The 220-nt window shown below is 56.4% G+C and carries 1 protein-coding gene; it reads right to left on the reverse strand.

The window, feature by feature from the left end; translation table 11 throughout:
- Positions 1 to 220, reverse strand: a 220-nt coding sequence (locus tag A3709_RS15840) for a glycosyltransferase (RefSeq protein ID WP_156507807.1), incomplete at both ends; no start/stop codon positions are given.

Genomic DNA, 220 nt, shown 5'->3' on the forward strand with positions numbered 1-220 from the left:
TGGCCCCTGACTGCTGTCCAGCATACGCGAAATTTCACCCAGATCAGTGGCCAGATAAGGCACGCCTGTCTGCAGGCATTCAATAATCACCAGAGGGAAACTCTCACCGCGGAACTTCGATGGCAGAAAGCCCACATCGGCCACGGCAAAGTAGCCGCGCACATTGCGCTGAAAACCTTCCAGGTGCACGTAGTCTGGCAGCTCACTGGTCGCAAGACGA

This window comes from Halioglobus sp. HI00S01, assembly GCF_001635445.1.
In the GTDB taxonomy this organism is placed as follows: Bacteria; Pseudomonadota; Gammaproteobacteria; order Pseudomonadales; family Halieaceae; genus Halioglobus; species Halioglobus japonicus.